Origin of the sequence: Streptomyces sp. NPDC050161, assembly GCF_044460025.1 — a bacterium.
In the GTDB taxonomy this organism is placed as follows: domain Bacteria; phylum Actinomycetota; class Actinomycetes; order Streptomycetales; family Streptomycetaceae; genus Streptomyces.
The window spans coordinates 309,052-332,352 of sequence record NZ_JBITJM010000002.1; the positions used below are offsets into that span (position 1 = coordinate 309,052).

At 69.2% G+C, this 23,301-nt stretch carries 21 protein-coding genes; 11 read left to right on the top strand and 10 right to left on the bottom strand.

The genetic code is table 11. The annotated features are described in order from the left end of the window. Positions 1 to 104: 104 nt before the first annotated feature. Positions 105 to 1,496, bottom strand: coding sequence for a class II 3-deoxy-7-phosphoheptulonate synthase (locus ACIBK8_RS04555; protein ID WP_399040046.1), 1,392 nt, complete (start codon positions 1,494 to 1,496; stop codon positions 105 to 107). A gap of 19 nt (positions 1,497 to 1,515) precedes the next feature. After that, on the bottom strand, positions 1,516 to 2,520 hold the full coding sequence (locus tag ACIBK8_RS04560) for a prephenate dehydratase (RefSeq protein WP_399040048.1): 1,005 nt from the start codon (positions 2,518 to 2,520) through the stop codon (positions 1,516 to 1,518). 461 nt (positions 2,521 to 2,981) lie between these two features. Between ACIBK8_RS04560 and ACIBK8_RS04565 the strand changes: the two genes are divergently transcribed. From ACIBK8_RS04565 to ACIBK8_RS04580, 4 genes are all read left to right on the top strand, one after another. After that, a complete protein-coding gene (locus tag ACIBK8_RS04565) occupies positions 2,982 to 3,692 on the top strand; it encodes an AfsA-related hotdog domain-containing protein (RefSeq protein WP_399040049.1) in 711 nt (236 codons plus the stop codon). Then, positions 3,685 to 3,987, top strand: a complete 303-nt coding sequence (locus ACIBK8_RS04570; protein WP_399040050.1) for a chorismate mutase — start codon at positions 3,685 to 3,687, stop codon at positions 3,985 to 3,987. Before ACIBK8_RS04565 ends, ACIBK8_RS04570 begins: the two co-directional genes overlap by 8 nt. Before the next feature lie 30 nt (positions 3,988 to 4,017). Next, positions 4,018 to 4,689, top strand: a complete 672-nt coding sequence (locus ACIBK8_RS04575; protein WP_399040052.1) for a transferase hexapeptide repeat family protein — start codon at positions 4,018 to 4,020, stop codon at positions 4,687 to 4,689. Positions 4,690 to 5,261: 572 nt separating this feature from the next. Then, positions 5,262 to 5,489, top strand: a complete 228-nt coding sequence (locus tag ACIBK8_RS04580; protein ID WP_399040287.1) for a response regulator transcription factor — start codon at positions 5,262 to 5,264, stop codon at positions 5,487 to 5,489. A 247-nt stretch (positions 5,490 to 5,736) separates the two neighbouring features. On the opposite strand, the gene ACIBK8_RS04585 is transcribed toward ACIBK8_RS04580, so the two are convergent. Both ACIBK8_RS04585 and ACIBK8_RS04590 read right to left on the bottom strand, forming a co-directional pair. Beyond that, positions 5,737 to 6,108 carry a response regulator transcription factor gene (locus tag ACIBK8_RS04585; RefSeq protein WP_399040053.1) on the bottom strand — a complete coding sequence of 124 codons (372 nt, stop codon included), beginning with the start codon at positions 6,106 to 6,108 and terminating at the stop codon, positions 5,737 to 5,739. A gap of 463 nt (positions 6,109 to 6,571) precedes the next feature. Next, entirely contained in the window at positions 6,572 to 7,495 is a 924-nt protein-coding gene (locus ACIBK8_RS04590) for a LysR substrate-binding domain-containing protein (protein ID WP_399040054.1), read from the bottom strand. A 775-nt stretch (positions 7,496 to 8,270) separates the two neighbouring features. On the opposite strand from ACIBK8_RS04590, the gene ACIBK8_RS04595 reads away from it, so the two are divergent. Both ACIBK8_RS04595 and ACIBK8_RS04600 read left to right on the top strand, forming a co-directional pair. Beyond that, the gene (locus ACIBK8_RS04595; protein ID WP_393685336.1) at positions 8,271 to 8,708 is read left to right on the top strand and encodes a cupin domain-containing protein; all 438 of its coding nucleotides are present in this window, start codon (positions 8,271 to 8,273) and stop codon (positions 8,706 to 8,708) included. A 102-nt stretch (positions 8,709 to 8,810) separates the two neighbouring features. Further along, a complete protein-coding gene (locus tag ACIBK8_RS04600) occupies positions 8,811 to 10,415 on the top strand; it encodes an MFS transporter (protein WP_399040055.1) in 1,605 nt (534 codons plus the stop codon). An 85-nt stretch (positions 10,416 to 10,500) separates the two neighbouring features. On the opposite strand, the gene ACIBK8_RS04605 is transcribed toward ACIBK8_RS04600, so the two are convergent. From ACIBK8_RS04605 to ACIBK8_RS04625, 5 genes are all read right to left on the bottom strand, one after another. Continuing rightward, positions 10,501 to 11,022 carry a Pycsar system effector family protein gene (locus tag ACIBK8_RS04605; RefSeq protein WP_399040056.1) on the bottom strand — a complete coding sequence of 174 codons (522 nt, stop codon included), beginning with the start codon at positions 11,020 to 11,022 and terminating at the stop codon, positions 10,501 to 10,503. Then, a complete protein-coding gene (locus ACIBK8_RS04610) occupies positions 11,022 to 11,918 on the bottom strand; it encodes a hypothetical protein (protein WP_399040057.1) in 897 nt (298 codons plus the stop codon). Before ACIBK8_RS04610 ends, ACIBK8_RS04605 begins: the two co-directional genes overlap by 1 nt. Continuing rightward, the gene (locus ACIBK8_RS04615) at positions 11,915 to 13,951 is read right to left on the bottom strand and encodes a hypothetical protein (RefSeq protein WP_399040058.1); all 2,037 of its coding nucleotides are present in this window, start codon (positions 13,949 to 13,951) and stop codon (positions 11,915 to 11,917) included. Before ACIBK8_RS04615 ends, ACIBK8_RS04610 begins: the two co-directional genes overlap by 4 nt. Next, a complete protein-coding gene (locus ACIBK8_RS04620; RefSeq protein WP_399040059.1) occupies positions 13,948 to 14,856 on the bottom strand; it encodes a hypothetical protein in 909 nt (302 codons plus the stop codon). Before ACIBK8_RS04620 ends, ACIBK8_RS04615 begins: the two co-directional genes overlap by 4 nt. Before the next feature lie 173 nt (positions 14,857 to 15,029). Next, positions 15,030 to 15,710 carry a Crp/Fnr family transcriptional regulator gene (locus tag ACIBK8_RS04625; RefSeq protein WP_399040060.1) on the bottom strand — a complete coding sequence of 227 codons (681 nt, stop codon included), beginning with the start codon at positions 15,708 to 15,710 and terminating at the stop codon, positions 15,030 to 15,032. 419 nt (positions 15,711 to 16,129) lie between these two features. Between ACIBK8_RS04625 and ACIBK8_RS04630 the strand changes: the two genes are divergently transcribed. The 5 genes from ACIBK8_RS04630 (at position 16,130) to ACIBK8_RS04650 (ending at position 22,494) form a co-directional block, all read left to right on the top strand. Next, positions 16,130 to 17,113, top strand: coding sequence for an ABC transporter permease (locus ACIBK8_RS04630; protein ID WP_399040061.1), 984 nt, complete (start codon positions 16,130 to 16,132; stop codon positions 17,111 to 17,113). A 52-nt stretch (positions 17,114 to 17,165) separates the two neighbouring features. Further along, positions 17,166 to 18,068 (top strand): ABC transporter permease, encoded by a 903-nt coding sequence (locus ACIBK8_RS04635; RefSeq protein WP_399040288.1) that lies wholly within the window; start codon positions 17,166 to 17,168, stop codon positions 18,066 to 18,068. Beyond that, positions 18,065 to 20,152, top strand: coding sequence for a dipeptide ABC transporter ATP-binding protein (locus ACIBK8_RS04640; RefSeq protein ID WP_399040062.1), 2,088 nt, complete (start codon positions 18,065 to 18,067; stop codon positions 20,150 to 20,152). The genes ACIBK8_RS04635 and ACIBK8_RS04640 overlap by 4 nt, the downstream gene beginning before the upstream one ends. Positions 20,153 to 20,230: 78 nt before the next feature. Beyond that, a complete protein-coding gene (locus ACIBK8_RS04645) occupies positions 20,231 to 21,904 on the top strand; it encodes an ABC transporter family substrate-binding protein (protein ID WP_399040063.1) in 1,674 nt (557 codons plus the stop codon). 245 nt (positions 21,905 to 22,149) lie between these two features. After that, on the top strand, positions 22,150 to 22,494 hold the full coding sequence (locus ACIBK8_RS04650; RefSeq protein WP_399040064.1) for a hypothetical protein: 345 nt from the start codon (positions 22,150 to 22,152) through the stop codon (positions 22,492 to 22,494). Between the two features lie 151 nt (positions 22,495 to 22,645). On the opposite strand, the gene ACIBK8_RS04655 is transcribed toward ACIBK8_RS04650, so the two are convergent. Beyond that, positions 22,646 to 23,248 carry a TetR/AcrR family transcriptional regulator gene (locus ACIBK8_RS04655; protein ID WP_399040065.1) on the bottom strand — a complete coding sequence of 201 codons (603 nt, stop codon included), beginning with the start codon at positions 23,246 to 23,248 and terminating at the stop codon, positions 22,646 to 22,648. Positions 23,249 to 23,301: the final 53 nt, after the last annotated feature.

Consider the following 23,301-nt stretch of genomic DNA (forward strand, 5'->3'; position numbering starts at 1 on the left):
CGCCGCGGCAGGGGTCGGCGGCGGCGCCTGCGGCACCATCGAAGAGCTGTTCACCGGCGGCCGGCACCACCAACAGGCGCTGCCCGAACGGCCGGTGACGCCGCCTACCCCCTGGACGAAGCGGCCCCCGCGGCGGTGGCTCCTGCCCGCTCCTCCCGGCCGTACATCTCGGCGATGAGGAACGCCAGATCCATGGACTGGCCACGGTTCAGCCGCGGGTCGCAGGCGGTCTCGTACCGCGATGCGAGATCGTCGGGCCCGATGCCGTCACCGCCGCCCACGCATTCGGTGACCGGCTCGCCGGTGAGTTCCAGATGGACGCCACCGGGATGCGTGCCCAGGCCGCGGTGCACCTCGAAGAAGCCGGCCACCTCGTCGGCGATGGTGTCGACGTGACGGGTCTTGTGCCCGTCGGGAGCGGTGTAGGTGTTGCCGTGCATCGGGTCGCACACCCACGCCACCAGGGCTCCGCTGTCGCGTACCGCCTCGACGAGCGGGGGCAGGGCCTCGCGGACGCGGTCGCTGCCCATCCGGACGATGAACGTGAGACGACCCGGCTCGCGGTGCGGATCGAGCCGGTCGATCAGCGCCAGGGCCTCTTCGGGGCGCGCGGTGGGGCCGAGCTTGACGCCGATGGGGTTGCGGATCCCGGCGGCGTACTCGACGTGCGCGCCGTCCGCCCGGCGGGTGCGCTCGCCGATCCACACCATGTGCCCGGAGCCCGCGTACCCCTGCCCGGTGGCCGGGTCCACCCGGGTCAGCGCCTGCTCGTAGTCGAGGAGCAGCGCCTCGTGGCTGACGAAGAACGGCGAGGCGGCGCGCGCGGGCCGCTCCCAGCCGTAGGCGTGCGCCAGGGCGAGCGCCGTTTCCACCTCGCCGACCAGCCGCTCGTACCGCTCGCCGATCGGTGAACGCAGCGCGAACTCCCGGTTCCTCGACTGGACCTGCGCCGGTTCGGGGTATCCGGCGGCGGTGAGGCTGCGCACCAGGTTGAGAGTCGCGGCCGAGTGCTGGTACATCAGGCCGAGCCGCCGCGGGTCCGGGGTGCGGGCCTCGGCGGTGAACGCGGTGCTGTTGACGCAGTCGCCCCGGTAGGAGGGGAGCGTCACCCCGTTCCTCGTCTCCGTCGGGCTGCTCCGCGGCTTCGCGTACTGCCCGGCGATCCGCCCCACGGTGACGACGGGCGACGAGGAGCCGTACGCGATGACCAGGGCCATCTGGGCCAGCGTCTCCAGCTTGTCGGTGACGGCCTGCGCCCCCGCACCGGCGAAGGTCTCGGCGCAGTCGCCGCCCTGGAGGAGGAAGGCATCGCCCTTCGCCACGTCCGCGAGCCGGGAACGGAGCGCGTCGCATTCCGGCGGCCTGACCAGCGGCGGCAGGGCGGACAGCTGCGTGAGCGCGTCACGCAGCGCGTCGGGGTCCGGCCATTCCGGCTGCTGGACGGCCGGCAGGGCCCGCCAGGGCGCTCGGGTGTCAGGGCTGTTGAAGGTGTCCATGAAGTGGTTGACCCCGCATTCAGACGTGGTTCGGGGACGGGTGGAGGAGGCGCGCGAGGCTCGGGGTGTCCGTGGGACCGGTGGCCCGAGGGGTGTCGGAGACGGGATGGGAACCCAGTGAACGCAACTCGGGGAGCCGGTCGATGAGTTCGGCGGTGACGGTGCGCACCAGGGGGTCCGCCGTGTGCCCGGCGCAGTCGATGAGCACCGCAGCCGGTCCGTCGGACCCGGCGGTGACGTGGGTGCGGTGGGGGAGGAGCGGACGGCTCCCGGCGCCGCCGAAGACGTCCTCGATGCGTTCCCTGACGGTGTCGGGGTCGCCCGCGACGCGGCCGAGCAAGGTGGTGCGGTGGGCGGCGGCGGGCTGCGGCCGGCCGGGCGATCCGGCGACGAGGACGAAGCGGGTGCTGGCGCCCTCGTGGTCCTGGATGCCCTGGGCGAGGCTGGTCAGCGCGTAGGCGCGGGCCGCGGTGTGCGGCGCGACGGCCGCGTCGTACCGTCCCTCGCTCACCTGCTGGGCACCCGCGGCGTTGGACGCCACCGGTACCCAGCGCGCCCACGGCAGCCGGTCCGCCAGCCATCGGCGCACCTGCGGACGGGCATGGGGATGGCCCGCGACGGTGCGGATGTCCTCCGCGGCCGTGCCCGCCCGCGCCAGGAGCGAGAAGACCACGGACAACCGCACTTCCTGACGTATCGTCAGCGCCGCGCCGCCGGTCAGCGCGTCGATCGTGCCGGGGACCGGACCGCTGACCGTGTTGTCCAGCGGCACCACGGCCGCGTCCGCCTCCTGGTGGCGCACCGCGTCCAGGGCCTGGGCCGCCGATGCCTTCGGCAGCAGACAGGCACCGGAATCCGAGATGCTGCGGGCCGCGATTTCGGTGAACGTTCCTTCGGGCCCGAGGTAGGAAATGCCGAGCAGTGGCCCGGAGTTGCGGGAAACGCGGCCCTCGTGCAGGACACCGCCAAGGGGCGGGATGGCGACGGATGCCGAAGCATGCCTACCCGCGGTGGTTGGAGCCATCAGGGAAACTCCGCCTCTCGACACGGAAAATGGGGGGAGAAAAGACGTGTGGCCTGGTTCTTTCGCCACCGGGGCGCGCTGCCCGACAGGCGGTTACGGTGAATCGACGCCTTTTCCAGAGTGCGGAAGCGCAAGAGGTCTCAACAGTCGACTGATGGGCGTGTAGGCAATCACCTACGTCCCGGGAACTACGCCGGTTCGCCGATCCGTGACCGGCGGCAGGGCGGTGCCGACCCGGTGAGCCTTAGCCCGGAAGTATTAGACGGACCGTTGTACGCCTTAAGGCCAACTACCGTGCGCCGGGCCTGACCTAGATGCTGGAGCTACTCATTCCGGTGCCTGCCGCTCCGCGCTGCACGGTTCCGGACGCATCACGGCCGTCCGATAGCAATCAGGTACAACCTGGAGGAAGCATGACAGTCGAGACAGCCAGCTCTCTGCTTGTTGTCGGAGACCGATTCGTGGACTTCGCGCGTGCCGTGGGTGCCACGACATTCTCCGAGCTCGTCCATGCCCTGGACCACGGCGACCACGACGGCACCGGCGAGGCGCTGAACGTCCACGCAGGTCAGGGAATTGACGACTACTCCGTGGCCTATCTGCGGGACGCCGCCGAGCGCCGCGGGCTCAAGATAGACGTGGAACTGACCAGTGGCGAGACCGAGTTGGTCGGACGTCAGCACGTCCACAAGGCGCGCCAGGACAACGTGCTCATCTCCGCCCTGGAACGGCTCAGCGCCGAGGAGTTCACCGCGGATCTGCGGCTGCACGACCACAACGAACTGCTCGTTGACGTCCAGGACCGGGTGCACGTCCAGGGAATGGTGGCGGTCGAGGCCAGCCGGCAGATGTTCCTCGCCGTCATCGAGGACCATTTCCTGACCAAGTGGCCGCAGCAGCGCTACTACATCGTCATCAACGAGATGAGCACCAAGTTCGGGAATTTCCTTTTCCCGGTCGCGGCCAAGGTCAGGCTGCGGGTGGACAGCGTCGACGCGTCGGAATCCACCAGGATTCCCATGCAGGTCACCGTGACGATCGAACAGGCCGGCCGGCCCGCCGCCACGACCACGGTCGACCTGGCGGCATTCGCCCCCGGTGTGGTCGACGGCAAGGAAATCCGGCGGGCCAAGCAGGCGGCTGCTTTTGCCACGGGAACCGCCGATGCGTGAAAGCGACGTGGCGGTGACCGCGCCGGACGCGGCGGCGGAGATTCGCCGTCACCGGGAAGCCATCGATGAACTCGACGGCCGGATCATCGCTTTGCTGGCCGAGCGGCGCCGCACATCGAGCGAGATCCAGCGGATACGCAAGGGCAGCGGCGGACCCGGAATCGACCACTCGCGCGAGGAAATTGTCCTCGCCCGCTACGGTGACGTCCTGGCGGACGAGGGCCGGCAGGTGGCGTCGGCGGTCCTTTCGCTGTGCCGGGGAAAGCTGCCGCAGACCGGGCCTTCGGCCGCCTGATATCGGACAACGGACGAGAGGAACAGCGCGTTGGCCCGCTTCTATGAGATCGACGGCATCGCCCCGCGAGTGCACCCGACCGCTTTCATCCACCCCGACGCGGTGCTCATCGGCAATGTGTCCGTGGGGCCGGGCTGCTACATCGCGCCGCTGGCCAGCCTGCGTGGTGACTTCGGGGAAATCAGGATCGAGGCGGGCGCCAACATCCAGGACGGCTGCGTGGTGCACTGCTTCCCGGGGACATCCACCGTGGTGGAAGAGGACGGGCACGTCGGACACGGCTCGGTGCTCCACGGCTGCCGTATCGGGCGCGGAGCGCTCATCGGCATGAAGTCCGTGATCATGGACGGCGCCACGATCGGTGAGCTGGCGTTCGTGGGCGCCAACAGCTTCGTGAAATCCGGAGACCAGGTGACCGCACGGCACCTGGCGGTCGGCAGCCCGGCGCGCGTGCAGCGTGAACTCACCGAACAAGAGCTGTCCTGGAAGGCCAACGGGACACGGCTCTACCAGGAACTCGCCGACCGCTCACGGCAGACCCTCCGTGAGACGGAGGCGCGGGAGTGGACCGCGGCGGAATCCGGCACCGGCGACCGTCAGGTGTTCGACGCGGTGGTCACCGGCGGCACCCCGGCGCATGTGCCCCTCCAGCAGCACCGTGCCGGGACGTCATCGGCTGCCACGAGCGGGGAGAAGAACTGAACGGCAGAATCTGAATTCCGCTTCACCGGGCATCCGACACCTCTTCCGACTCTCAGCCGGGTGCCCGGTATGCCCTCTTGGGCCGCCTGTCAGAATGCCGACGGGTGGTCCAAGAGTGCGTTGCGCGGCACATCATCCCGACAGCCCGTTTGCGAGCGCACCGCCGTGTTTTCCGGTGACGTACCGACAAGGCAGCGGATTGCACCGGCGATTCCCGCACGTTTCGCCTCGCTTCACGATCCCCAAAGAATTGTAACCATTATCGAATGAACCGCCATGGCCGGTCGAGGCAGGGTATATTTGTGCCTTGCACAAGTAATTACCGGGAAGAACTGTGGTTCGTTCGGAGCTGACTCCGACGGCGTGGTCGGCTTTACGTGTCAAGCATGACTTGCGGTAATAGTTCCCAGGAGATGACGGATGTCATGCCCACTAACGAGGCATCTGCCCCGACAGTGAAACTTCAGCGTTTCGTCAAAACCGCGGCAAATGAGTTGACCGTAGGAGGCGATGGAGGCCGCTCGGTCCGAAAGGGGGCCGGGGAGCCATTGAACGGTGTGCACGGCTTACCGATGACAAAGAGTCACGGCCGCAGCAGGAAAGACCTGACAGGGCGTGAGGTCCAAGTCCTGGCCGCGATTATACAAGGAAAATCGAATCGATGCATAGGGCGGGATCTGAAAATCTCCGAGCACACCGTCAAGGCGCACATCCGGTCCATATTCGCGAAACTCCGTGTGGCGTCCCGCACCGAGGCGGCCATGGCCGGGCTGCGACTGGGCGTGGTGTCCCTGGCCTGACCGGCCCCGCCGACCGTGCGGATCGACCCGGCGGGGTGCGGGCATTCCGCCGGTCCGGGAGAGGTGAGACGCCGCGAAGGTCATGAATCCATGCTGGCCGGTGGTGCTCCGTAAGTCCAGTGACGGATTGTCGCCCGGAGTTAAGGGCGACTGAACGCTGGAATTCCGGCGATGTCCGCCCCGTGCGCCGCCCTGCGGGGCGGCGCCGCTCCCGGGCCGGCCGGCCACTGCCCGCCGCGGTTCACTTCTACAGCGGGCGCGTCGTATCCGGGTCCGGATCGGGATCCGGGTTCGGCTCGGGCAAGGAGATATGGCCGTTCTGGAGCGCGACAACTGCGGCTTGGGTGCGGCTTGAGACATTCATTTTGATGAATATGGACCGGATATGCACCTTGACGGTACGCTCCGAAATTCCTAGCGCGCGCCCTATGGCTCGGTTGGATAAACCGATGGCGATGCTCTGCATCACCCCGGTTTCCCGGGGCGTCAGCTGCAGGCGATCCGACCTGTCCGCAACCGGCTGATCCGCTGAATCCCATTCCCCGGAGGGCGGATCGCGGTCGTCGCCAGGCGTCGCGTGGGGCTCGTCCTCCCACTCGTCCGGCAGCTGAGAACTCATTTTCGAACCCCTTTGCATACGCTAGCAAGCCGCTCATTCACTGTCAATGATCTTCGTGTTGCCTCTCGCGCCCGGTTATCCCGGTACCGCGGATCCAGGAAAGGTGCAGGAAACATTGCTGACACACGGCGTACCCCGGCCGTTGGATTCCCGCTGCTGAACTTCTTATGTGCCGGCCGTCCCCAGTTCCCTCGTTTTCATGAGCGATCTCGTATGCCAAGGTCTGCATCGGCCCGCGGTCCCGGGTGCGTCGAAACGGTGCCATCCGTCATGCCGTCGCATCTCCGGTGCGGAGCTTCGTGCCCCCGAGGTAGGACGCCCGAACCGGGATGCTCAGTTCCGCTACCTCGGCGAACAGGACCGCGAGTAGCGGCACATGGTCCGGCGGGCGGTCGGCACGGAGGTGACCAAGCGTGAACTCACCGGTGAAGGAAGGCAGTTGTGCCGCACCGGCCCGCGAGGTCTAACCGCTGACGGCGACCGGCTCCCGCCGCGCGCGTGGGGCGCGGTGCGTCCGGGTCAGTATGCCGAGCATTCCCAGGGTCGCCGGATTCGCCTTCTCGGCGGTCACCGCGTAGATCTGCCGCGAGAATTGCTGTTGCAGAGGCTTGAGAACCACTCCGCTGGTCATCTGATCGGTGGCCATGTCGGGCACGACGGCCATGCCGAGGCCGGCCTCGACAAGCCGGCTGACGGTCGTGAAATCGTCGCTGTCGAATACCACGCGGGGAGTGAAGCCGGCCAGTCCGCAGATGTGCGTGAGCATGCGGGAACACAGGGGATCGTGGTTCTGGATCCAGGATTCGCCGCGTAAATCCGCGACGTCCACCGTGGGCGCGCCGGCGAGCCGGTGATCCGCGGGGAGCACGATGTGCATGGCGTCGCGGACCAGCGGGACGGTGTGCAGATCGTGCAGGTCGATGACGTCGGCGAACGCGTAGGTGAAGACGACGGCGAGGTCGATGCTCCCCGACCGCAGCAGTTCGAGGCTGCGGGCGGACGGGTGGCTGCGCAGGGTCAGCTCGACGTCGGGGTGCGTGCGCCGGAAGGTGGCGATGGCCTCGGGGAGCAGGCGGGCGCTCGCGGTGGGGAAGGTCGCCATGCGCAGCCGGCCGGCCCGCAGGTGCACCAGGTCGTCGAGTTCGCGTTGCGCGGTGTCGAGCCTGTCCAGTAGCGCCGAGGTGTGGTCCGCCAACAACCGTCCCGCTTCGGTGAGTTGGATCCCGCGGCGCAGCCGTACCACCAACGGCGTTCCCGCCTGCCGTTCCAAGGCGCTGATCTGCTGGGAAACGGCCGAGGGTGTGAATGCGAGAATTTCGGCGGCTTTGGTCATGGAGCCGGCTTCGGCAACCGTGTGCAGGACGTGGAGTCGTCGGAAGTCCAGCATGTCGCCAAGCCTATTCGGAACGGCGGGCGGTGTCGCCGGCCGGGCAAGAGGGCGCCGCTCCGTCCGTCGGCCAAAACGGGCTCGAACCGGGGCCGACCCGTACCCCGAGTGAACTTCCCGATATGTGCCCGGTCCCGCTGCGAGACATCCCGTCCACTCCCTCGTGCCGCCCCGTCAGAGCGACTGTTCGTCAGTCCGGCTCCAAATACCGCACATTCCGCCTCTTCGCAGCCGGTTGAGCAGACACCGCGGCTCGGGTGCGCCGCTTCTGGCCGTTGTCCGGACGGACGAGGAAACTCAGCCCCACGATAGAAGATGCCAACCGGCCGCGGTGCGTACGAATCAGCCAAGGCCATGTCGGGGTCCTGGCCAGGGAGTTGGGGGGCGGCACTCCCTTCCATGGCGTCGTGGATGCCGTCGGCCCGATGGCGGCTCGGGTGTCCTGCGGGGAGACGGCGGCGATGGCGGCGGGTGTCGGGAAGCTGGGCGGGATGGCGGAGATTGATCGGTGGAGGGGCTCCGGCGCTGCACTCGGAGCTGCGTGGCGCCGGCCTGAACCGGTCGTGCGAGTGCGCTGACCAGCCGGTTACCGGCCGGTCCGGGTAGTCGTTGTATCCAGCATTGATGAAGATCAACGGCGCTGACAATCGACCATAAGGATTACGTCCAACGGACGACTGTCGCCCCCGGAGTTGGCGGCAGAAGCTGAGATCGAAAGCCGGTCTGCGCTCCGCGGAGCGCGTGTACGCGGGAACCCCACAGAATGGAGAATTCGGTGGTTGAGCGGGACGAGGCGAAGAACCCGAAGCTTCGAGGAATTCAGGTCGTCCGAGGCTGGGACATGTCGCCGGATGCCGATGAGTCTCCGGAAGTCCAGCGCATGGGCGGCATTTACCAGAAGTCGGCAGGGGCGCAGAACATCTGGCTCGGCAAGGTCTACACGCCGCCCGGTGTCGCCACCTCTGTTCACCATCACGGTATTGCGGAAACCGCCGGATACGTACTTCAGGGCCAGGCCCGTATGCACTACGGCGACAGCCTTGAATACCACCTCGACCTGGAAGAGGGGGACTTCGTCTACGTACCGCCCGAGCTGGTGCACGTGGAGGCCAACCGGAGCGAGACCTCCGGGCTGATCGTGCTGGTGAGCCGGGTGCCGGACAACATCGTGGTGGACGTGGACGAGCCGAAGTTCACCAAGGGCATCAAGTAGCTTCAAGCGCTGCTTAAGCCAAGTGAGAATTTTGTAACTGTACTTACGCGCGCTCGCCCGCGAGCCTGGATGTGTCCCGATCGACGTTCACAGGAGGACCGTGTGACCACCAGGCAGGGCGCCACGGACAGGGCCATCGGCGGCGGCGCCGATGGTGCTGCCCAAGCCGCCGAACGACCGAGCGGGCACCGGGCGTTGATGACCGTGATGTGCGCCTGCGTCATCTTGGTCTTCGGCATGATCAGCGCCATCAACATGGCGGTCCCCAAGCTGTCGGCCAGCGCTCTCCAGCCCTCGTCGACCGAGATGCTCTGGGTGGTCGACGCCTACGCCATCGTCTTCGCCTGCCTGCTGATTCCGGCCGGCGCCATCGGGGACCGCCGTGGCCGCAAGGGCACGCTGATGGTGGGGCTCGGCCTGTTCGCCGCGGGCTGCCTGCTGTCCGCCGCGGCCCCGAACATCACCATCCTGCTGCTGGCCCGTGCGGTGACCGGAGCGGGCGCGGCCTTCGTGCTGCCGAACACGCTGTCCCTGCTCCTCGGCGTGCTCGCCGATGAGCGCAAGCCCGTGGCCATCGCCACCTGGACCGCCATGAGCGGACTCGGCGGGATCATCGGCAACGCGATCAGTGGTCTGGTGCTCCAATTCCTGCCGTGGCAGGGGCTGTTCCTCACGGTCGTCCCCATCGCGCTGCTCCTGCTGCTGCTGACGGCCAAGGTCTCGCCGCGCACCGCCACCCAGGACAGCCCGCTGGACCCGGGCGGCTCCGTCCTGCTGGCAGCCGCCTTCGTCGGGCTGCTCTACGGCGTCATCGAGGCGCCCGAACGGGGCTGGACCTCCGTCCCGGTGATGGTGGCCCTCCTCGCCGCGGTGGTGCTGTTCGCCGTCTTCGTCCGCTACGAGCTGCGCCATCCGCACCCGCTGATGGACCCCAGGGTCTTCGCCGAACCGCGGCTGCGGGCCGGCGCGCTGGGCATCATGATGTCCTTCGTCGCGGTCTTCGCGCTGTTCTACGTCAACGCGCAGTACCTCCAGTACGCCAAGGGCTTCTCGCCGCTGCTGGCCGGCCTGGGCGTGCTGCCGCTGTCGCTCGGCACGTTCACCACCTCCCGCAACAGCCTGAAACTGACCCACCGCTTCGGCTCCACGCCCGTCGTCACGGTCGGCCTGCTCGGCACCGCGGGCGGGCTGGTACTGCTCGCACTGGCCACACCGCAGACCCCGTACTGGCTGTACGTCGTCTACCTGCTGGTCTTCGCGGTCAGCACGGGCATGGCGGTGCCGCCGCTGTCCATCGGCATCATCTCCTCGCTGCCGGCGAGCCGTTCGGGCCTCGGCTCCGGGATCAACAGCTCCACCCGCGAACTCGGCAGCGCGATCGGCGTCGCCGTGATCGGCACCATCCTCAGCTTCCAGCTCTCCGGCCACCTGCCGCAGTCGGTACTGGCCAAGGGCGACTCCGTACGCCACTCCACCGCCAGCGCGCTCGCCGCCGCCGAACAGGTAGGACCCACCGAACACGCCCAGGTCATCCGCGCGTTCACCGACGCCATGGACAACGGCTTCCTGGTGATCGCCGGGGCGGTCCTGGTGACGTCGGTCCTGGTGGTCATGTGGTACCGAAAGAAGCCGGCCACGGCCGAGGCGACCGCCGACGCGACCACCGACGATTCCGAGGCCCCTGCGCCTGCCCCGGCGCAGGACTGACGCCCCCTGACCAGCCGCCCCGCCCGCCAAGAACGCGGCCGATCCGGACCGGGCCGTCACCACCGGCCAGTTGGCCCGCAGCGCCTCAGCCGCCGGACAGCAGCGCCGCGCTCACCGCGGTGACCGCGGGCAGCAGCAGGAGGACGGCGCCGTGCACGCATCTGTTCTTGGTGCGGGCGATGCGGCTGGTCACCGTCAGCGCGCGGAACAGGCGGGGATGCGGATCGGAACTGCTCAACAGCAGCCCGGACGACAGTTCCGCCCGCTTCTCCGCCCTGACCACGTCCTCGTAGTAGGACAGGACGCGAGAGTTCTCCCTGCGCCTCGGCCCGCGGCGGGGCAGCAGCGCTGCCAGGAGGAACAGCAGGGCCGTGGTCGTCGTCACCGTAGCCGTCCACCACAGCGGGTGGGACCGGAACGTGCTGGGCGGACGGTGCACCAGGAGGAGCCCGAGCAGTGCCCCTCCGACGGTGAGCAGGACAGCGGCCTTGCCGTCCGCCCGGCCTATCTCGACGTGGTTCTGGGCGATCAGCTCACGCGACAGCGCCACCACGTCCTCCGGCTCGCCCTCCTGCGCCGGGCGGCGGGCGAAGGGCAGGCGAGGCATCACGGGTGGTCCCCGTACGGACCGGCTCCGTCCCCCGGCGCGTCGGTGCGGCCGATCCGGTGCAGCACCTCATCACCCTGCGGAACCCCCACGTCGCTGAGCACGCGCGCGAGGTTGACGCCGACGAACCCACGGTCCTCCGGCGTCAGCGACCGGAGCGTCGCCGCGAGGGTGTGTTCCCAGCTGTTCTTGTCGTCGAGGAGAGAGCGGTGGGTCACCGTCCAGTCGAGCACGTCCCTCGCCTCTTCCGGCCGGTGCAGCAACCAGAGGGCCGCCAGACCGACGGGACCGCCCGCGACGACCTCACGGTAGAAGCGGTACGCCTCACGGTGGGCCTCGCCGAAGCCCGGCGGAAGGGCCGGGTCCGGCGTGGGCAGAAGCGCGGCCGGCGGGTCGAGGAACCAGTACGTGAGGCCGGACCCGTCGATCACCTGTAGCCGGCCGGGCGGTTCGACCTCGGTCGTACCCAGGTGGGGCGGCGGCTTCCGCAGCGGGTCGGCGGCGCCGGGCAAGGTGGCGTGCCCGCTGATGTGGTCGGCGACCAGGCGCTGGGCCTGTTCTTCGGTGATCCGGTTCCTGGCCGCGACGACCGGGTTGGTGATCTTCCAGGCGACCCCGTAGCGGGCGGCGGTTTTCGGTGGCCGGCGGGGGATGTCGACCGACATGCGGCGTTCGGTGAGCGAGACCCACACGACGTCGAAGAAGTCCCCTTGGCGCACCGCACGCGCCGTCGGCCGTGGATAGCCCCAGTAGTCGCCGTCCTGGGGCGGCACCATGCCGTCGTCCCCGTTGTGCGCGAGGAACACCAGGGCCCGGTCCTCCGGGGCACCGAGGCGCAGGCGGAGCAGCTGCCAGGTCGGTGAGGAGTTCAGAGCGGTGATGAGCGGCTCGGTCATGAGGCGAACCCTTCTGTCGGGGCGGTACGGGCGCGATGGCGGCGCAGTACGAACCGCAGGACGCCGCGGTGGCTCCGGGCCGAAGCGGAGAGCCGGGCGAGGAACTGGGGGAAGGCGGTCCGGTGCCGTAGGCCCTGGTCGCTCTCGATCAGGGACAGGCCGGTCGCCGTCGCTTCGTGGGTGGCGGGGTCGTCCAGGGCGGTGACCACGAGGTCGAAGGCCCGCTCGGGGTGTTCCGTAAGGAAGTCGGCGAGCCGCACGCGCCGTACGCCCGGCGCCCCGGGCTTCGGGAAGGTCGTCAGGCTCATCGATTCGATGAAGTGAACGGCCAGGGCGTGACGTTGCGTGCCCGGGTCGGCCTCCTGCCACTCCCGCAGGCGGTCGAGGACGAGGACGTGGTTGGCGTCCTCGGAGAGAAGCGTGCTGAGCGCGAAGGACACCGCGGTACGCAAGGTGCCCGCCAGTTCCGCGTCCCGCCCGTCGAGCGCGTCGTCCAGGAGTTTCAGGGCGGCGGCGGGCCGGGCCAGACCGTAGCTGCCGGCGCAGGTCTCGGCCACGGTGCAGCGGAGGGGGACGAAGACGGACCGGCTCCATTGCCGCAACTGGTCCCGTACCGCGCCGGTGAGCGCGGGGTACTGGACCAGCTCGCCGAGCGCGTAGGCCACCAGCCGTCGGCGCCAGCGCCTGTCCGACGCGGCGAAAGGCTGGAGCTGCCGCAGCGTGCCGGGACCGGTCGCGTGGGCAAGTACCTTCCCGATCGCCTGGCCTGCCGCCAGTTCGATGCCGAAGTGGTGGGGAACCTCGTCCAAGGTCTTCCACAGCAGGTTCGCCATGCCTTCGTACTCCAGCCACAGGCAGCGGAGCAGCGCGTCCGAACGGTGCCGGCCGGAGAAGACGACCGGCTGGACCGGATAGCGGGGCGCCGCCCCGAAACGGCGCGCCAGGAGACGTGCGCCGACGGCCTCCAGCCGGTCCTCGAAAGCCGGCCCGAGGACGTCGCGCCCCGTCTGCGATCCCCCCGTGCCCGATGCGTGCGCACCGCCGCGCTCGTCGATGTGCGGGCGCAGGATCGCGCTGAACTCCTCGATGACCGTGCGGTCCTGTTCGGGCAGCAGCGAGATGGCCGCCATCAGGGAGAGGCGGTCGGCCCGGTGGCTCGACTCCGCCAGGGCTTTGTGGGCCGCCGCGGGGGCGCCGGTCCGCAGCTCGTCGAGCACGGATGCGGCGGGCCTCCCCGACATGACGAGGTCACGCAGCCCTTTCGCCACTTCGACGCCGTCCCCCGGAAGCGGGTGGGCGTGCAGATAGCCGGTGAAGTCCGCGGAGGCGAGGTGCCCCAGCGCGTCGGTGACCTGCCCGGCGGTGAGTTCGCCCGCGTCGGCCATGGTGTCCAGACGCTTCGCCGCCACCTCGGCCGGCGGCGGCGGGCGGTGCACGACCTGCCAGGGCACCGTGTCGCCGGGAAGCGCCGTCTCCGCCCGTACGGTGACGATCAGATGGGCGCCCGCCCGGCGCAGCAGCGCGGCCAGCGCGGTGAGCGCGACTTCGCCGAGCGAGGCGGCGGCCGTCGGCGACAGCCCCTGGAGGAGATAGCCGCGTCCCTCCGTGGGGCGCCAGCGTGAGAGGTCGTCGGGCGAGTCAAGTCCTGTGATGCCGTCGGCTCCGTACCGCTCCGCGAGCAGGGCGAACGCGGCGGTGCTCGCGCCCGTGCCGCCGCCGGCCCGCAGCAGCAGGATGTGGCCGTCGAGCACCTTGCGGCACTGCGCGTAGGCCGGTGGTTCGACGAACCCGCGCAAGCGGCCGAGGACGTCGCCCGCGGGGTAAGGGCCTTCCCGCAGGCGGGGTTTGACGATGCGCTCCGCAACGTCCTCGTCGATACCGAAGAACAGGTTGGCGTCGCCGCCGATCCCGCCCATGACCGCCATGCCCCGATCCACCCGCTGCTGGTTGTCGCGGTAGGAGTGCTGCGGATCGGGACGACCGTCGGCGTCCGGTCCCTGCGGGCCGGGTGTGGGGTCAGCGCCGCCGCTCACCGCTGGTCTCCGGATCCACCGACCCGCTTGTCGCCCGCCACGTTGTCGCCGCCGCCCCAGTGCTGATTGGTGCCGTGGTACGTGGTGGAGCCGCCGGTGTACGTGACGTCCCGGCCGACGCTCCCCATCACGGCGGCGCCCTCGTTCACGTGCTGCGTGTTGCCGCTGTAGTGCGTGCCGGGCCGCGCCACCGGTTCCTCTCGCCCATCGGCGGACGCCTCGGCCTGCGTGGCTGATTCCTCGCGCGGTCGCACACCGGCCTGAAGGAGGTTCCCGGACGGCGACGGGACGTACAGCCAGGCCCGCTGCGAGAAGTTCTTCCCCTCCACGGTGGCCGGAACTTCCACGCAGCGGTCGGGGTGCAGTCCGGTGTAGGCGCCGAGCACGACGTCCTCGTAGACGCGCTGGGAGATGACCGCCGCGAGGTGGGTGACCTGCTCGCTCGCCGCCGCCAGGATGGCCTTGACCGGCCGGGAGTCCAGCAGCCGGTGTGTGTCGTTGCGGGCGGTGCCGTTGCCGTCGCCGGGCTCGTCCGCGTCCGGCAGCGGTCCGACGTGGACGCTGGCCCGGAGCCGGATGCGGGGGCCCACGCACTGCCGGTTGTACGCGCCGAGAATGTCGTCCAGCACGCCGAGGAACGGCCACAGGACGAAGGGCAGCACCGCCGGATCGAAGCCGAACACCACGCCGTCCCCGGTGTTGGCCGGAAACCGCTTGGCGTCGCGCAGCTCGTGGAGCCCGGCCCGCTCCAGCGCCTGGTCGACGAGTTCCGGGATCAACTGGCTCACCGGGCCGTGCTGCACGGCGGGAAGACCGGTGAAGTCCTTCGCGTCGACGGCGAACAGGGCACGGTAGGGAGGAAGCGGCCGGCTCTCGGTGTACGGGGCGGGAACGGGCGTGGGCATGAGTGATCTCCTCGCGGGCTGGGGGACGGTGACGAAGCCGGTATCCGGCTGATTCGAGGTTCCGCCGCCTCCGCCCGTCCCACTGCACAGCGCAGGGCACTTCACGGGTGTCCCACGTCACAGCGCGGACGCGGGCAGGCGAGGGTCACCGCTCCCGGCGCGGGCGCGCTCCTTCAGCCGGACGCCGGGAAGGGAGACCCGGGCCCGTCCTTCGGTGCGCCCGTCGCCCAGTCGCGGAGCGCCGGTACGTCCTTGATGACGATGACCCTGCGGGCCGTCTCGACCGCGCCGGACTCCCGCAGCCGTTGCAGCCCGGTGATGACCGCGTTGCGGGTCACCCCGATGGCCTGGGCCAGCTCTTCCTGGCTCAGGCCGGTCAACCGCACGGCGGCCGATTCGGCTCCGGGCGCGGTGAGTTCGGCCAGCCGCAGCAGCGCCCGCGCCAGCCGGACGACCAAGGGGAGGGTCAGCAGTTCCGTGCGGTGCGCGTCGGACTCCCGCAGCCGGGACAGGGCCTGGCGCATCAAGTCCATGACGAGTCCGCGCTGTTCGACGAACCGGCGGAACCGCTCCGCCTCCAGCACGACAGCCGTGCAGGGGGTGAGCGCGACGACCTCCGCCGTGCGCGGGGTGCCGTGGAAGACGGACACCTCACCCAGCAGGTCGCCTGGCCCCCGGAAGGCCAGCCAGGTCACGATGCCGCCCGGTTCCCGGCACACGACCTTGGCGAGACCGTCGGTGAGGGCGAGCAGATGCGTCCCCGCCGAGCCCTGCCGCAGCATCACGCTGCGTTCGCGGAAGGTGCGCGTCGCCCCCTGGCCCCGCAATGCGCGCCATGCCTCGTCCGACAGCACTTGTCGCCTTCCCCGTCCGCCCTTGTACGCGGCCCCGCCCGCCCCGTAAGCCTCGCCCACCGCCATGATCCCTACGCCGTCCCGGCCGCTTCCACCGCGAGCCGGGCGACGTTGGCCGAGAACGGCCGCCGCCCACGAGTTCCCACCCAAGGGGAGGGAAGGGGTTTCTCCCCCTCTCGCCGCCGTAAGAACGCATTGTCCGAGATCGGCGGGAACTCACCGTTTGCTACAGCGACATTTCAGCCTCGTGGCAGAAACGATCAAGACCTGGTGTCGGCGCCAAGGTCCGGACCAGACTGACGCTCGCACGTCTGTGCTCATGTTCCGTCTCGTCAGAAAGCTCCTTGGCACATGCATACGTCCCTCAGACCCGGCGCCTCATCGGCGCGCCTCGTGCATGGGCGGAGGAGGTGCCGCGCGTGGTGCGCTATGTGATGCGCAAGGCGACGGGGTGGCTCCTGATGATCGTGGTGGCGACGAACGCCACGTATTTTCTGGCCAGTTGGTTCCTGGACCCGCGGTCGAACTTCAAGGAGCTGCGGCCCGCCCGGAGCGAGGCCCAGATCGCCCGTGCCCTCGCGCCGTACAACCTGGACCCGCACGTGCCGGTGGTGCGGCGCTGGTGGGACTGGCTCACCTCCGTGGTCGTCGACTTCGACTGGGGGAAGTCCCCCACCGGCGTCTCCGTCAACGGGGAGATCGGCTACCGGTCCCTGGTCAGCGCGGAGTTGGTCGTCATCGCGACGATCCTGTCCGTGGTCATCGGCGTCACGCTCGGTGTGTACACGGCGTCGCGGCAATACGGCTGGGCCGACCGGGTCTCCCAGGCCGTCTCCATCGCGGTGTTCAACATCCCGACGTCCGTCGCCGCGCTCGCCGTGGTCTTCGTCGCCATCTGGCTGAACCAGCACGCCGGGCTGCACTTCCTCTACGTCGCAGGGGAGAACTCCCCGAACGTCGAAGGACTGCTCCCGACGATCGGCGACCGCTTCCTGCACCTGATCCTGCCGACCCTGACCCTGACCCTGATGGGGTACGTCGGATATCACCTGACGCAGCGCTCCCTGCTGCTCGACACGATCAACGCCGACTTCGTACGCACCGCCCGCGCCACCGGGCTCACCCGGGCCCAGGCGATCCGCAGGCACGCCCTGCGGACCTCGCTCATCCCGACGGCGACGTCCGTGGCGTTCAGCGTCCCGGCCCTCTTCACCGGCGCCGTCATCACCGAGACGATCTTCGGCTGGAACGGCATGGGCCGCTACTTCATCCAGACCATCAGCAAGAACGACGTGCACGGCACGGTCGCCACAGCCGCCTTCGCCGCCGCACTGACCGCGATCGGCGCGATCCTCGCGGACATCGCCACGGTCTTCCTCGACCCGAGAGTGAGAGTGAGCTGACGTGGCGACAGATGTGACCACCGGTGCCCCGTCCGGTGCGGCGGCCGACCCGGTGCCCCAAGCGGCGCCCCTCGCGCGCAAGAGCGGCAGGAACCTCGGCCTCGGACGGCTCTACCTGCGGCGATTCCTGCGCAACCGCCTCGCCGTCGCCGGTGTGGTGATCTTCGTCCTGCTGGTGCTGTTCAGTACGTTCGGCGGCCTGTTCTCCCCGTACACCTACTCCGACGCGGACTTCGCCGCGCTCACCCAACCGCCCAGCGCCACCCACTGGTTCGGCACCAATCAGGGCGGCAACGACGTCTATGCCTCCGCGGTGCACGGACTCCAGCGCTCCCTGGTGATCGCCGTGAGTGTCTCCGTCCTGACCATCGTCGTCGCCGCGGTCATCGGCTCCGGCGCCGCGTACTTCGGCGGCCGGATCGAGCGGGTGACGCTCGCCGTCATCCACTTCCTGCTGGTCGTCCCCTCGTTCCTCATACTCGCCCTGGTGTCCCACCGCCTCGCCGGCGACTGGCGGATCCTCATCGTCGTCCTGACGGTCTTCGGCTGGATGTCCACGGCCCGGGTGATCTGGTCCGTCTCGACCTCACTGCGCGAACGGGATTACGTGACGGCCGCCGAGTTCATGGGCGTCGGCCCGCTGCGGATCATCCTGCGGCACCTCATCCCCAACCTCGGCTCGCTCCTGATCGTCAACCTGACGCTCGGTGTCGTCGCGACCGTACTGAGCGAAACCGCCCTCTCCTTCCTCGGATTCGGCGTTCAGACACCGGACGTCTCCCTCGGCACGATGCTCGCGGACGGCGCGAGCACCGTCACGAGCGCCCCCTGGCTCTTCGCCTTCCCCGCGGGCCTGGTCGTCCTGCTCACCGTGTCGATGACCTTCATCGGCGACGGACTGCGTGACGCCCTGGACCCCACATCCGTGACCGGCGCGGCTGGAGGCCGACGATGACATCTGCGACGACCCTCCCCGGGACGCCACTGCCGACCGGGACCACCACTCCCGTGCTCTCGGTGCGGGACCTGCGGATCTCCTTCCCCTCCGAGTCCGGGCCCGTCGAGGCGGTGCGCGGCGTCAGCTTCGACCTCCTGCCGGGCCGCACCCTCGGCGTCGTCGGCGAGTCAGGCTCGGGCAAGTCGGCCACCGCGATGGGCATCATGGGGCTGCTGCCGCCGTCCGCCGATCTGACGGGGCAGGTCCTGCTCGGCGGACGTGACCTGGTCGGCCTCGGCGACAAGGCGCTGTCCGACGTGCGCGGCAAGGCCATCGGCATGGTCTTCCAGGACCCGCTGTCCGCGCTCACACCGATCTTCTCCGTGGGCCGGCTGCTCTCCGACACCCTGCGGATCCACCAGGACCTGACGAAGCGAGCAGCCTGGGAACAGGCCGTCGAACTGCTCGATCTCGTCGGCATCCCCGACCCGCGCAACCGGGCCAGGTCCTTCCCGCACGAGTTCTCCGGCGGCATGCGCCAGCGCGTCGTCATCGCCCTGGCCATCGCCAACAAGCCGTCCGTTCTCGTCGCCGACGAGCCCACCACCGCACTCGACGTCACCGTGCAGGCCCAGATCCTCGACGTCCTGCGACTGGCGCAGCAGGAGACGGGCGCCGGACTCGTCCTCATCACCCACGACCTCGGGGTCGTCGCCGGCCACGCGGACGACATCGCCGTCATGTACGCGGGCCGCTTCGTGGAGCGGGCGGGGGTCGACGAACTGTTCCGCCGGCCGGTCATGCCGTACACCGCGCGGCTGCTCGCCGCCGTGCCGACCGTGGACAGCGGGGTCCACCGGCCGCTGGTCCCGATCGGCGGCGAGCCGCCCGCCCTCGTGGGCCTCCCGGCCGGCTGCCCCTTCGCGAGCCGGTGCGCCGTCGCCGTCGACGCGTGCCGCACCGCCGAACCCGAGCTGCGCGCCCTGCCAGGACACGGGGACGTGGCCTGCCTGCGCGCCGACGAGATCGCCGACGGATCGCTCGACCCCGCCGGGACCGCGGCAGGCGACGCGTTGGATCCGCACGCCGACCGCGCCCCGGCCGGCGATGTGGTGCTCCGCGTCGACGACCTCGTCAAGACCTTCCCCGTCACCAAGGGCGCCGTGCTCAAGCGCCGGGTCGGGACGCTGCACGCCGTCAACCGGGTCAGCTTCGCGCTGCGGGCCGGCGAGACCCTGGGCCTGGTCGGCGAGTCGGGCAGCGGCAAGACCACGACGCTGCTGGAGATCCTCCGGCTCAAGCAGCCCGAGGGCGGGCGGATCGAGATCGCCGGCACCGATGTCGGCGCGGCCGGTTCGGCCGCCCGGATACGGGAGTTGCGGCGGGACGTACAGATCGTCATGCAGGACCCGCTGGGCGCCCTGGACCCGCGGCTGCCGGTCTTCCAGCTGCTCGCCGAACCCCTGCAGGCCATCGGGCAAGGCCGCGAGTCGATCCGCTCCCGCATCGGTGAACTGCTGGCGCTGGTCGGCCTGGACGAAGCGGTGAGCGACCGTTTCCCGGCCGCGCTCTCCGGCGGCCAGCGTCAGCGGGTCGGCATCGCCCGCGCCCTGGCGACGGAGCCGAAACTCCTCGTACTCGACGAGCCGCTGTCGGCCCTCGACGTGTCGGTGCAGGCCGGGGTGATCAACCTCCTGGCGCGGCTCAAGCGCGAACTCGCCCTCGCCTACCTCGTCGTCGCCCACGACCTGGCCGTGGTGCGGTACATCTCCGACCGCATCGCGGTGATGTACCTGGGTCACATCGTCGAGACCGGCGACACCGAAACGCTCTTCTCCGACCCGAAGCACCCGTACACCCGGGCGCTGCTGTCCGCGATCCCGGTGCCCGATCCGCAGCGCGAACGCGCCCGGGAACGCGTCGTGCTGGAGGGCGAGCAGCCGAGCGCCACCCGCGTCCCCGAGGGATGCGTCTTCGTGGACCGCTGCCCCCTCTACCGCCTCGCCGACGAGAAGGTGCGCCGGCGCTGCCGTACGGAACGCCCCGCGCCGTCCGACGTGGCAGGACAGCCCGGCCACCAGTACGCCTGTCACGTGGTCTGACACCGCCCCCGGCCCTTCCGGGGCGCCACCAGGCCGCTTCCCTTTCCGCTCCACCGAACCCGAAGGAACCCTTTCGCCATGCGCGCACGGCTGGTCCTGCCCGTTGCCCTCGTCGCCGCCATCTCCGTCGCCGCCACCGCGTGCCAGTCCTCAGGGGAGGACGCGGCGGGGCCGGGCAAGAACCCCAAGGCCGCGTCGGCCGCCGTCGACTACAACCCCCAGCCGTACGACAAGGTCAAGGACGGTGGCACCTACACCACGGTCGGGACCTTCGACGAGCAGGGCAACCCCTTCAACGTCAATGCCACCTTGACCGCGTCCCGGGTCTGGGGCTGGTACAACGCCGACGCGATCACGTACTCACCCACCGGCGATGTGCAGTACAACCCCGACTACTACAAGGACGTGAAGGTCACCGTCGACGGCGGCAACCAGAAGGTCACCCTGACGATCAACCCGAAGGCCACCTTCAACGACGGCACACCGATCGACTGGAAGGCGATCAAAGCCACGTGGAAGGCCAACAACGGCTCCGACAAGGACTTCGCCGCCTCGTCCACGGACGGCTACGACCGGATCACCTCGGTCGAGCAGGGCGACAGCGCCAAGCAGGCCGTCATCACCTTCAAGGGCGTCAACGCCTCCTGGCCGACCCTGTTCACCACCTTCCTGCACCCCAATGCCGCCACGGTCGACAACTTCAACAAGGCGTACGTCAAGAAGGCCCACCCGGAGTGGGGCGCAGGCCCGTACACGGTCGGCACGTGGGACACGCACTCGGGCAACATCACCTTCGTCCGCAACCCGAAGTGGTGGGGCAAGAAGGGCAAGCTCGACAAGCGCGTCTACGTCAACCTGGAGGCGACAGCGGGGGTCAACGCCTTCAAGAACGGCCAGCTCGACTACACGTCCGCCGTCGACGCGGAGAGCCTCAAGCAGATCAAGGGACTCAAGGGCACGGAAATCCGCAGCGGCGGCAGCCCCTTTGAATACTCGCTGCACTTCAACACGAAATCCTCGGTCCTTTCGGAAACGGCCGTCCGCAAGGCCATCGTGGAGAGCATCGACCGCCCGCAGATCGCGCGAATCCAGTTCCAGGGGCTCGACTACAAGGAACCGCTGCCCGGATCGGCCGTACTGTTCAGCTTCCAGAAGGGCTACGAGGACAATGTCTCGGCCGTGCTGAAATACGCGCCCGACGAAGCCAAGAAGACGCTCGACGCGGCGGGTTGGAAGCCCGGGGTGGACGGCATCCGCGTCAAGAACGGCAAGAAGCTCGAAGTCGGCTACACACTCCTCGGCGACGACCCGCTGGGCAAGGCCACCGCGGGCGCCTTCGCCGCCATGCTGAAGCCCGCCGGAATCCACCTCGTCATCAAGAAGGGCGACGACGCGGACTTCGCCAAAATCATCAGCGACCGCAGGTTCGACCTCTTCCTCTCGGGCAACCGCTCCATGGACCCCTTCGGCGCCCGCTACCTGTGCGACTTCTACTGCTCGGACCGCGACGCCAACATCACCGGCTCCGGCACCCCGGCCCTGGACAAGGAAATCCGCGCCACCACCCAGATCGCCGACCTCGGCAAGCAGGCCACAGCGGTCAACAAGGTCGAACGCAAGGCCCTCCAGCAGTACGCCTTCCTGCCGCTCTACAGCGGCCCCTCCACCTACGGCGTGAAAAAGGGCCTCGCCAACGTCGGCGCGACCATCTTCCACACCCCCCTCCCGGAAACCGTCGGCTGGCAGAAGTAAGACACCCTCAGGCATCCGGTGTGGCGGAGACGCCCGGCTTTCTCCGCCACACCGGGTGCCATCGGCATCAAAAAAACCTGGCCGGTATCAATAACCATGAACGGCGCTCGCTCGTGATCAATACACCCGGCGCCGGTCCGACGGGCCGATACTCGAACCGTTGGACACATAGTGACCCGTAGAGGTGAGGGCTCGCTTTGCCACAGCAAGAGATGGGCAGCACGAAGAGTGCACGCCTTTCTCGCATGAGCCTGGAGGCCGAAATGAGACGCATTCCCCTTGCTCTGGCAGCTGCCACCGTCCTCGCCGGAGGGCTGGGGCTCGCGGTGACGCAGTCAGCCGCCGACGCCGCCGTGAAGGCACCGTTCGTCCGGCATTCCATCCAAAGGAACATCGGCCCAGGTCAGACGGTAAGTGTCAACGTGCCGTGTGATCCCGGCACCGTACCGACGGGCGGCGGATTCAACAACTCCCCGGGAATCACCGTGCTGTCTTCCTTCGCGCAGCCCGACAACTGGCAAGTCACGGTCACCAACCCCAGCAACATCTTCAAACAAGCCGAGTCCCACGTGATTTGCTCCACTCCCTGACCCCGCGGCCGTCCGCCAGGCTGGGTGACGGCCCCACCGGACACGCCCCAGCGCCCCATGGCGAGTAACTCGCCATCAACGGCCCCTTTTCCCTTTCGAGTTGAAGCGCCGCAGCGAATCGGTCACCCGGGCCGGCGGACGTGCCCTGTGTTCACTCCGGGGCCCGGAGCGCGGCGAGCCGGCGGCCGAGTGCCGCCTGCGCCGAATCCGGGGTGTGCCGCCCCACCGCGACCTGCATGCCGAGCCCGTCGGTGAAGGCGATCAGGGCGTCCGCCTCCTGGTCGGCATCGGCGGTGGGGCGGACATCGCCGGCCTCCTGCGCCGTGCGGAGCAGCAGTGCGACGAGTTCCGTGAGGCCCTCGTACTGCTTGCGCTGGACGGCCGCCAGGCCGGGCGTGACGGACGCGTGTGCGGTGAAGGCGAGCCAGACCCGGGTCTCCGCCAGGCTCTGTTCGTCGTGCGGCACGATGCCGGCGAGCGTGTGCTCAAGCATCGTCGCCGCCGCCCCCGGGGTGACGGAGCCGGCGATCCGGCCTTGTACGCGTGCGCTGACCCGCTGGTTCATCTCCTCCACGACGGAGACCACCATCTCCTCCTTGCCGGAGAAGCACCGCTGCACGGCGCCCACCGAGACGCCGGCCCGAGTGGCGACGTCGCGCATGGTCACCCCCTCCAGCCCGCGCTCACTGACGAGCGCGAAGGCCGCCGCCACGACCTGACGCCGTCGACTGTCGTAATCCACCTGTTTCGGCATGCCGCCAAGCCTATATGATACGTTCATATTGATACGCACGTATCAAATCCCTT

Coding starts and splice junctions, on each gene's coding strand:
- ACIBK8_RS04610 (WP_399040057.1), bottom strand. CDS start 11,918: ATGACCGAGCCGCTCATCACCGCTCTGAACTCCTCACCGACCTGGCAG.
- ACIBK8_RS04650 (WP_399040064.1), top strand. CDS start 22,150: ATGAGCCTGGAGGCCGAAATGAGACGCATTCCCCTTGCTCTGGCAGCT.
- ACIBK8_RS04620 (WP_399040059.1), bottom strand. CDS start 14,856: ATGCCCACGCCCGTTCCCGCCCCGTACACCGAGAGCCGGCCGCTTCCT.
- ACIBK8_RS04645 (WP_399040063.1), top strand. CDS start 20,231: ATGCGCGCACGGCTGGTCCTGCCCGTTGCCCTCGTCGCCGCCATCTCC.
- ACIBK8_RS04640 (WP_399040062.1), top strand. CDS start 18,065: ATGACATCTGCGACGACCCTCCCCGGGACGCCACTGCCGACCGGGACC.
- ACIBK8_RS04560 (WP_399040048.1), bottom strand. CDS start 2,520: ATGGCTCCAACCACCGCGGGTAGGCATGCTTCGGCATCCGTCGCCATC.
- ACIBK8_RS04580 (WP_399040287.1), top strand. CDS start 5,262: ATGACAAAGAGTCACGGCCGCAGCAGGAAAGACCTGACAGGGCGTGAG.
- ACIBK8_RS04655 (WP_399040065.1), bottom strand. CDS start 23,248: ATGCCGAAACAGGTGGATTACGACAGTCGACGGCGTCAGGTCGTGGCG.
- ACIBK8_RS04570 (WP_399040050.1), top strand. CDS start 3,685: ATGCGTGAAAGCGACGTGGCGGTGACCGCGCCGGACGCGGCGGCGGAG.
- ACIBK8_RS04590 (WP_399040054.1), bottom strand. CDS start 7,495: ATGCTGGACTTCCGACGACTCCACGTCCTGCACACGGTTGCCGAAGCC.
- ACIBK8_RS04555 (WP_399040046.1), bottom strand. CDS start 1,496: ATGGACACCTTCAACAGCCCTGACACCCGAGCGCCCTGGCGGGCCCTG.
- ACIBK8_RS04605 (WP_399040056.1), bottom strand. CDS start 11,022: ATGCCTCGCCTGCCCTTCGCCCGCCGCCCGGCGCAGGAGGGCGAGCCG.
- ACIBK8_RS04585 (WP_399040053.1), bottom strand. CDS start 6,108: ATGAGTTCTCAGCTGCCGGACGAGTGGGAGGACGAGCCCCACGCGACG.